Below are 8,617 nucleotides of genomic sequence, written 5' to 3'. Positions count from 1 at the left end.
CCCCCGAACCCACCCCAGGCATATCGTGGTATTCGCGGGCGAAGGGTGAAAACGACCCTACGCACGACGGCTCGAAAGGGGGTCGTCATGATCGAGGCACTGGTGACCGCGGCCGTGGCGGTCGGCTGCGCCGGAGGGGTGTACGCCGCCGCGGCGGCACGGGTCATCAAGCAGTACGAGCGCGGCGTGGTACTCCGGCTCGGACGGCTGCTCGGAGAACCCCGTCCGCCCGGTTTCACCATGGTGGTCCCCGGCGTCGACCGGCTCCGCAAGGTCAACATGCAGATCGTGACGCTGCCGGTGCCCGCGCAGGAGGGCATCACGCGGGACAACGTGACGGTACGGGTCGACGCCGTCGTCTACTTCAGGGTCCACGACGCGGTCAGCGCCGTCATCAACGTCGAGGACTACCGCTTCGCCGTCTCCCAGATGGCCCAGACCTCCCTGCGTTCGATCATCGGCAAGAGCGACCTCGACGACCTGCTGTCGAACCGCGAGAAGCTCAACCAGGGGCTGGAGCTGATGATCGACAGCCCCGCCGTGGGCTGGGGCGTACAGGTCGACCGCGTCGAGATCAAGGACGTGTCGCTGCCGGAGTCCATGAAGCGTTCGATGGCCCGCCAGGCCGAGGCCGACCGCGAGCGGCGGGCCCGCATCATCAACGCCGACGCCGAGCTCCAGGCGTCGAAGAAGCTCGCAGAGGCGGCCCAGCAGATGGAAGACACCCCCTCCGCGCTCCAGCTCCGCCTGCTCCAGACCGTGGTCGCGGTCGCGGCCGAGAAGAACTCCACGCTCGTGCTGCCCTTCCCCGTGGAACTGCTGCGGTTCCTGGAGCGGGCACACCAGGAGCAGCCACCCGACGGAGCACCGGAGACGACCACGCAGCCACAGGTGCGGCCGGCCTCCGCACCGCCGCCCGAGGTCACGTCCCGGCCGTCCAAGACCGACGGAGTGACTCCACCGAGCACGGAGTGAGTCCTTCTACGCGCGTGGTTCACGGGACCGAAGTCACGTGATACACAGGCGGGTCACATCCTGTCCGCCAACAGGAAGGTTTCCCATGTCCGTGACACGACGCACGCCTGTGACACGACGTCAGATGATGGCCCGCTCCGGTGCCCTGGGAGCGGGCATCGCGTTCACCGGCGCCCTCTCCGAACTCTTCACCGGCACGGCCGCCGCGCAGGGCGTGGGCCACTCCGGCTACGGCCCGCTGATCCCCGACCCGGACGGCCTGCTCGACCTGCCGAAAGGATTCCGCTACCGGGTCCTGTCCCGCGAGGGCGACCCCCTCCGCTCCGGCGAAGGCAAGGTACCCAGCAACCACGACGGCATGGCTGCCTTTGCCGGCCGTTCCGGCGGCAGAAACGGCCAGGTCCACCTGGTCCGCAACCACGAGAACCGCGTCACCGGCCGGATCGGCGTCCCCACCGTCGACGGCCTGACGTACGACCCGATGGGCAAGGGCGGCTGTACGGCCCTGACCCTCGACCGGCGGGGCAACGTCCTCGACGAGCGCGTCGCGATCGCCGGTACGGCGGTCAACTGCGCAGGCGGGCCCACCCCTTGGGGCACCTGGCTGACCTGCGAGGAGACCGAGGACAAGGCGGGCACGAACGGCTACACCAAGGACCACGGCTTCATCTTCGAGGTCGACCCCGCGGACCCGCACCGCTCCGGAGCCGTACCCCTCACCGCCATGGGCCGCTTCCAGCACGAGGCGATCGCGGTCGACCCGCGCCACGGCATCGTCTACGAGACCGAGGACGCCTTCGACAGGCCCTTCGGTCTCTTCTACCGGTTCCTCCCCGACAAGCCGCGGGGCGGCCTCGGTTCCCTGCGCGCGGGCGGCCGTCTCCAGGCGATGCGCGTACCCGGCGTGCCCGACCTCTCCTCGATCCAGGAGACCGGCGCGGCCTTCGACGGCATCGAATGGGTGGACGTACCGGATCCGCTCGCCGTCCGCACCCCCGTCCGCCTCCAGGACTTCGGCCCGAAGGGCATCACGCACGCGCAGAAGCTGGAGGGCTGCTACTGGGGCGGCACGAGCGTGTACTTCGTCTCGTCCTTCGCACGCAGCGCGGAGGGCTCGGCCGCCGACCACTACGGCCAGATCTGGCGCTACGACCCGGCAAGGCGCCGCCTCACCCTCGTGATCGTCTTCGGCCCGGACACGGACGTCCAGCTTCCGGGCGAGTCACCCGACAACATCTGCCTCGCCCCCAGCGGCGGCCTGATGGTCTGCGAGGACGGCAACGGCGCCCAGCACGTCTACGGGGTGACGCGCCGAGGCGAGGTCTACGCACTGGCCCGCAACGCCCAGAACACCGGCACCCCGGAGGAACCGGAGTGGGGCGAGTTCGCCGGCGTCACCTTCTCCCCGGACGGCGAGACGATGTACGTCAACTGCTACACGCCCGGAACGACGTTCGCGGTCACGGGCCCATGGCGCCGGACCTGACCCACTGACGTGCGCCACTGACGTGCGCGACCGACCCGCGCAACCGGCACGCGCACCTGGCACGCCGGCCCCGGCGGTGGTCCTCCGCCTCCGGGGCACCCCGGCCGTTCAGGACGACCGCCGGATGGTGAGCGCGCAGGCCACCGCGATCGCGGCCGCCGTGAGCAGCGCGGCACCCGCCAGGGGCAGCACGGGCACCGGGACCGTACCCTCCTGTGAGCCGGTGACCAGCGCGCTGACCGCCGCCCGCGCCGGGGAGCCCGTGACGACGAGCGCCAGGAGCGCGCCCAGCAGCAGTGCGGGCACGGCGCGGCCCGGCGAGCGCAGCAGCGGCCGGGTGGTGAGCGCGCCGACCGCCGTGCCGAGGAGCGCGCACGCGAGCGTGGCGAGCAGTCCGGCAGCTCCGGCCTGGACCGCCGACAGCCGTATCTGGTGATCGGCGCTCGTCGCGTCGCTGATGAACGTGACGAAGACCGTGGCCACGACCCCGAGCGCCCCGGCCGCCGCCAGCGCGACCGTCACGCACGCCAGGTGCGCCCGCTCCGGACCCGCCGCCGCGCCCACGCAGCTCCGCGCCGCGGACGGCTCGTTGGTGGCGCAGATGCGTACCAGCCAGGCGGCGACGGGCAGCAGCGCGGCGGCCGTCCAGCCGAGCGAGTCCAGCACGGGCTGCCCGCTCTGCACACCGATCGCGAGGACCGCGGCGTACAGGATCACGGGCGGAAGCGCCCGCTGGGAGCGCAGCAGCAGGGCGGCCTGGTAGCGGAGGAGCGCGGTCATCAGGGGCTCTCGGTTTCGATGGATTCGGGTTCGCGGGGCCGGGGCACGATGCCCCGCGCGAGATCAGGCACGGACGCGGGCGCGGGCTCGGGCTCGGGCTCCACGCTCACCACGTGCCACGGCGGCCGGGCCCCGAGCAGCGCCCTGAGCACGGCGTCCGAGCGGGACTCCGGGACAGTGATCCGGTGCGCGTCGCCCGCCGCCTCCTCGACCAGGGCCGCTAGTTCCGTGACCTCGTCCGGTGGGGCGGTTCCCGCGGGACCCTGTGCCCGGACGACCACATGGGGGCCGTCCGCATGCGCGTCCCCGTTCCCCGTACGGGGGTTGAGGGTGCCCTCGACGACGGCGTAGGTCGCGTCCGGCCGCCCCGCCAGCCGGCGCGGGTCGTGGTCGACGAACACCACCGCGCCCCCGGCGGCCGTGCGCTCGACCACCGCGCCCTCCAGCTCACCGCGGGCCGGGTCGTCCAGGCCGGTCCAGGCCTCGTCCAGGACCAGCAGCTCCGGTTCGGCGAGCAGGGCCTGGGCGACGGCGACCTTCTGGCTGCTGCCCTTGGAGAGTTCCGACATCGGCGTCCGGGCGTGCTCGGCGGCGCCGAAGCGCTCCAGCCACTCGTCGGCGGCGTCGGCGGCCGCCGGGCGGGACAGACCGTGGACGGTGCCGAGATGCATGAGGTAGTCGGCCGCGGTGAAGGGCAGCGCGGCCGGGAAGCGCTCGGGGACGTACGCCGTCCGTGGGCGCCCCACGATCCGGCCCACCGTGGGCGCGTCGAGGCCCGCGAGGAGGCGGAGCAGCGTGGACTTGCCGGTGCCGTTGGCGCCCTCGATACGGATCAGCGCGCCGGGGGCCACCTCCAGGTCGACGCCGGACAGGACCCAGCGGCCGCGCCGCCCGTAGCGGCGGCCCACGCCCTCCAGCCGCAACCGTTGTTGTTCTCGTTCCGGTACCTCACGTGCCATGCACCCCATCCTCGTACGGGTGTGCGGATGCGCGCAGGGGAACGGATCTTCCGCCTGGCAGACTGGGGTGTGTGACGAGTGACGCGGGTGCACAGACCTCGGTGAACAGCGGCGCAGTGAAAGACGACACAGTGGCGGACGGCACGGTGGCGGACGGCACGGTGGCGAACGGCACGGTGGCGGACGACACAGCGCAGAACGGCACAGCGCAGGACAGCCCCTTCCGCGGTGAGTCCGTGTCGCGTGACGAGGCGCCGCAGTTCGTGCTGCCCCTGGTGGTCCGGATCGAGCGGTCCGCTCCCCCGGCCCGTACGGACGCGCTGCAGACGGCGGCCCGTGCGGTGCTGGTCATGCTGAGCGACGAGCGGTCGCTGGGGGACGGCCCGTGGGCCCGGGCGATGCGGGACTGGCAGGACGCCCGGATCCGCAAGGTGGTCCGCCGGGCGCGTGGCGCGGAGTGGCGCCGTGCCGAGGCGATCCCCGGAATCACGGTGACGGGCAAGTCGGCGGAGGTACGGGTCTTCCCTCCCGTTCCCCTGGACGGCTGGCCCAAGGACCTGGCCCGCCTCCAGGTCTCGGGCACGGAACTCGACGACCCGGAGCCTCCGGTGGACGCGGACCTCTCCGCCCCCGTCCTCTGGATGAGCCCGGAGCTCGGTATGACGGCGGGCAAGGCCATGGCCCAGGCGGGTCACGGCGCCCAACTGGCCTGGTGGGAGCTGTCCGACGCGGACCGCGCGGCCTGGCGCGACGCCGGCTTCCCGCTCGCCGTACGCACCGCCGCGCCCGACCGCTGGCGCCACCTGACCACCTCCGGCCTCCCGGTCGTCCGGGACGCCGGCTTCACGGAGATCGCGCCCGGGAAAACCGTGGTGGCCGAGGGCGGTAGTCGTTTCTGCCCTCTCCCTGGCCTGCGACGACCGTAAGCGTGACCCGCCCGGCCCGCGAACGCGGTTGACCAACGTTGAACAACACAGCCGTTCCCTACGTACCTCTCTGCACTGGCCAAGTAACAGTTCCCAACGACCAGTTGGTTTCCCCAGGGGAGGCTCTTTTGGAGCGCGTCAAAGTCTCGGTCATCGCCAGCGTGGCCCTCGTCGTCACCGTCGGGGCGTTGGCGTTCCCCGTGTGGTCCTACACCGACCGGTCCGGCACCGCACAGGCGAACATGTCGGCCGGCATGGTGAACACCCAGTGGGGGCCCTTGACGGCTTCCGACCGGGATCTGATCGTCCGTGTGCGGCTGGCGGGACTCTGGGAGCTGCCGGCCGCGGAGCAGGCGATGAAGCGTTCGTCCAGCAAGGAGGTCAAGGAGGCCGCGGACCACCTGATCGTGGGCCACACCGACCTCGACAAGCGGGTGCGGACCGTCGCCACCCAGCTGGGCGTCGAGATCCCGGACGAGCCGAACGAGCAGCAGAAGGCCTGGCTCCAGCAGATGACCGCGGCCCAGGGCAAGGAGTACGACCGCACGTGGGCGAACCTCCTGCGCTCCGCCCACGGCAAGATCCTCCCCGCCATCGGGCAGGTGCGCAACGGCACCCAGAACATGCTGGTGCGCCAGCTGGCCTCGGACACCAACCAGACCGTGCTCGACCACATCACGATGCTGGAGAAGACCGGACAGGTCGACTTCGACGCCATCGCCAACGGCACGATCTGACCCGTCCACGGCGCCACCGCCCGGACCGACGGCGTTCCGCCGGCCGGTCTTCCACAGGGCCCGTCACGGGCGCAGGTGTCGTCTCCGCCCCCACCTGTCGCGGCCATGCGGCCGTTTCGCAGCCGGTTGAACATGCCGACCGGCCTGTACGTACCTCTTGGCCCTGGCCAAGCACGTTCCCAACGACCAGTTGGTTTCCTCCGGGAGGCTCCTTTGCGACGCTCCAAGGGCACTGTCCTCGTCGCCCTGGCGATCGCCGGCACGATCGGCGCACTCGCCTACCCCGTGTTCGTCTCGTACCCCAACCGCAACGCCACCGCCGCGGCCGCGCTCACCGGAGACACGGTGACCACGCAGTGGGGGCCGTTGACCCCCTCCGACCGGGACCTGATCGTCCGTGTGCGGCTGGCGGGGCTGTGGGAGGGGCCGGCCGGCCAGCAGGCGCTGGAGCGCTCCTCCGACAAGGTCATGCAGGAGGCCGCGAATCATCTGATCGTGGGTCACGCCGACCTGGACAAGCGGGTGCGGATCATCGCGGCGAAGCTCGGTGTCGAGCTGCCGAACCAGCCCAACGCCCAGCAGCAGGGCTGGCTGAACGAGATGACCGCGGCCTCGCCCGCCGAGTACAACCAGGTGTGGGCGAACCTCCTGCGCTCCGCGCACGGCAAGATCTTCCCGGACATCGCCACGGTGCGGAACTCCACCCGTAACACGCTGGTGCGCCAGCTGGCCTCGGACGCCAACCAGACCGTGCTCGACCACATCACGATCCTGGAGAAGACCGGAGCGGTCGACTTCCAGAAGATCGCCGAGGGGTCGGTCTCCGGGACCGCCAGCCCGACCGGCCCTCCGCCGCCGGTCGCCGGGCAGTCGCCGGCCTCCCCGCCCGCGGCGGAGCCGAGCACCAACCCCGATGTGAGCTCGTCCGTCTCACCGGGAGCGCCCGGCGTGGTCAACACCACCCGGCCCGATCCGGAGGAACTCAACGACGACCAGGGCCAGACACCGCAGGTCCAGTAGCCGTAGGCGACAGAGGGCAGGAGTGCGGGAAACCGCCGCAAGCTCAAATGTTGCTCTGAAGGTCCCCTCCGAGGGGTTCGGCCCGGCGTGCCGGGGTCATGAGTCGGGCACGCCGGAACACAGGTCCACCGCGGGGAGACGACCCACAGGGTCCTGGTGAGGCCGTGACCGGCGTGACGAGGAGGGGACGAGGATGAAGCAGCTGGGGACGGGCATCGGGTGGCGGCCGGAGATCGCCGACGCCGTGGAGCGCATGGCCGCAGTCGGGAACGGGACCGGCGCCGGTGTCGACTGGGTCGAGGTCGTGGCCGAGAACGTCTGCCCCAGCCATCTCCCCGAGTCGCTCACACGGTTGCGCGAGCGCGGCGTCACGGTCGTCCCGCACGGCGTCTCGCTCGGCCTCGGCGGCGCGGACCGTCCCGCCGAGGACCGGCTGCGTGCTCTCGCGGAGCGCGCGGAGGCACTGGGGGCGCCCCTCGTCACGGAGCACATCGCCTTCGTACGGGCGGGTGGCCCCCTGACGGCGTCCGACGTGCTGGAGGCAGGGCACCTGCTTCCGGTCCCGCGCACCCGGGACGCGCTCGACGTCCTGTGCGAGAACGTACGGGCCGCCCAGGCCGCGCTGCCGGTGCCGCTGGCGCTGGAGAACATCGCGGCGCTCATCTCCTGGCCGGGCGAGGAGATGACGGAGGGCCAGTTCCTGTACGAGCTGGCCGACCGCACCGGCGTCCGGCTCCTCATCGACGTGGCGAACCTCCACACCAACCACGTCAACCGGGGCGAGGACCCGTCGAAGGCCCTCGACGAACTTCCGGTCGAGGCCATCGCGTACGTCCATGTCGCGGGCGGTTTCGAACGCGACGGCGTCTGGCACGACAGCCACGCCCACCCCGTCTCCCAGCCCGTGCTCGACATCCTCGCCGACCTCGTCTCCCGGGTCACCCCGCCGGGCATCCTCCTGGAGCGCGACGAGAACTTCCCCGAGCCGGCCGAACTGGAGCGGGAGCTGACCACGATCCGGGACACGGTACGGCGGGCGTCCTCGGCGGAAGCCGCACAGGACGGCACCGGGGCCCTGGAGCGCGGCACCGCTCCCGGGCCCGACGCCGATCCGGCGCCGTCCACGGGTCCGGCCCGTCAACGGCTCGGGCTCGCACAGGCCTCGTTGCTCTCGGCGCTGGTGGCGGGGACGCCCGTACCCGAGGGGTTCGACCGGGTGCGGCTGGGGGTGCAGGGGCGGGCACTCGGGGCCAAGCGGGCGGACGTGGTGGCGAAGGTGGCGCCCGAACTGTCGGAGATCCTCGGGGAGTCGTACCGCCAGGCCTTCCTCGCCTACACACACGGGCACCCCATGCACGGCGGCTACCGCCGTGACGCGCTGGACTTCGCCGAGCATCTGCTGCTCGCCGGGCGGCCCGAGGACGCCGAGGTCCGGCGGCAGCTGCGCCAGTGGTGGCTGGACCGCTCGGGCCCCGTCCCGCGCTCCGAGCGCCCGACGGCCCGCCTGGCCCGCGCCACCCGCCGGGTCCTGCTCCGCCGCTGAGCGCGGGCGGACCATTCAGCGTCTCCTGAGCGCAGGCGGGCCGCCGAGCCCGCCTGAGTGCGGCGAAAAACGACGGCGGCGAGAAACAACGCACGGTGGCAAATGTGCCGCGAATAACAAACACGTGGCACACGCACAGGTTTGACACCCCTTTTCGCCAACTTTCCCCCGATCTCACCCCCGTGCACACC

General features: G+C 71.9%; 8 protein-coding genes. 6 read left to right on the top strand and 2 right to left on the bottom strand.

Annotated elements, in window-relative coordinates; genetic code table 11:
* Positions 1–87: 87 nt before the first annotated feature.
* Together FPZ41_RS41955 and FPZ41_RS41950 are read left to right on the top strand one after the other, a co-directional pair.
* A complete protein-coding gene (locus tag FPZ41_RS41955) occupies positions 88–975 on the top strand; it encodes a slipin family protein (RefSeq protein ID WP_152869580.1) in 888 nt (295 codons plus the stop codon).
* 85 nt (positions 976–1,060) lie between these two features.
* The gene (locus FPZ41_RS41950) at positions 1,061–2,461 is read left to right on the top strand and encodes a PhoX family protein (RefSeq protein ID WP_152869578.1); all 1,401 of its coding nucleotides are present in this window, start codon (positions 1,061–1,063) and stop codon (positions 2,459–2,461) included.
* Positions 2,462–2,569: 108 nt separating this feature from the next.
* Here the strand turns inward: FPZ41_RS41950 and FPZ41_RS49150 are convergent, their stop codons facing one another.
* Together FPZ41_RS49150 and FPZ41_RS49145 are read right to left on the bottom strand one after the other, a co-directional pair.
* The gene (locus FPZ41_RS49150) at positions 2,570–3,241 is read right to left on the bottom strand and encodes an ABC transporter (protein ID WP_152869576.1); all 672 of its coding nucleotides are present in this window, start codon (positions 3,239–3,241) and stop codon (positions 2,570–2,572) included.
* The gene (locus FPZ41_RS49145) at positions 3,241–4,200 is read right to left on the bottom strand and encodes an ABC transporter ATP-binding protein (RefSeq protein ID WP_152869574.1); all 960 of its coding nucleotides are present in this window, start codon (positions 4,198–4,200) and stop codon (positions 3,241–3,243) included. Before FPZ41_RS49145 ends, FPZ41_RS49150 begins: the two co-directional genes overlap by 1 nt.
* A gap of 176 nt (positions 4,201–4,376) precedes the next feature.
* Here FPZ41_RS49145 and FPZ41_RS41935 point away from each other — a divergent pair, with 176 nt between their 5' ends.
* The 4 genes from FPZ41_RS41935 to FPZ41_RS41920 all read left to right on the top strand — a co-directional run bounded on the left by FPZ41_RS41935 (position 4,377) and on the right by FPZ41_RS41920 (position 8,426).
* On the top strand, positions 4,377–5,126 hold the full coding sequence (locus FPZ41_RS41935) for a peptidyl-tRNA hydrolase (protein ID WP_322621419.1): 750 nt from the start codon (positions 4,377–4,379) through the stop codon (positions 5,124–5,126).
* Positions 5,127–5,254: 128 nt separating this feature from the next.
* A complete protein-coding gene (locus FPZ41_RS41930; protein ID WP_152869572.1) occupies positions 5,255–5,863 on the top strand; it encodes a DUF4142 domain-containing protein in 609 nt (202 codons plus the stop codon).
* A gap of 213 nt (positions 5,864–6,076) precedes the next feature.
* Entirely contained in the window at positions 6,077–6,883 is an 807-nt protein-coding gene (locus FPZ41_RS41925) for a DUF4142 domain-containing protein (RefSeq protein ID WP_152869570.1), read from the top strand.
* A gap of 193 nt (positions 6,884–7,076) precedes the next feature.
* Positions 7,077–8,426 (top strand): DUF692 domain-containing protein, encoded by a 1,350-nt coding sequence (locus tag FPZ41_RS41920; protein WP_152869568.1) that lies wholly within the window; start codon positions 7,077–7,079, stop codon positions 8,424–8,426.
* Positions 8,427–8,617 lie beyond the last annotated feature (191 nt).

The organism is Streptomyces acidicola (assembly GCF_009377235.1).
GTDB classification, from domain to species: domain Bacteria; phylum Actinomycetota; class Actinomycetes; order Streptomycetales; family Streptomycetaceae; genus Streptomyces; species Streptomyces acidicola.
The sequence above is the reverse complement of the archived record's forward strand: the minus strand, read 5'-3'. Positions and strand labels throughout refer to the sequence as shown.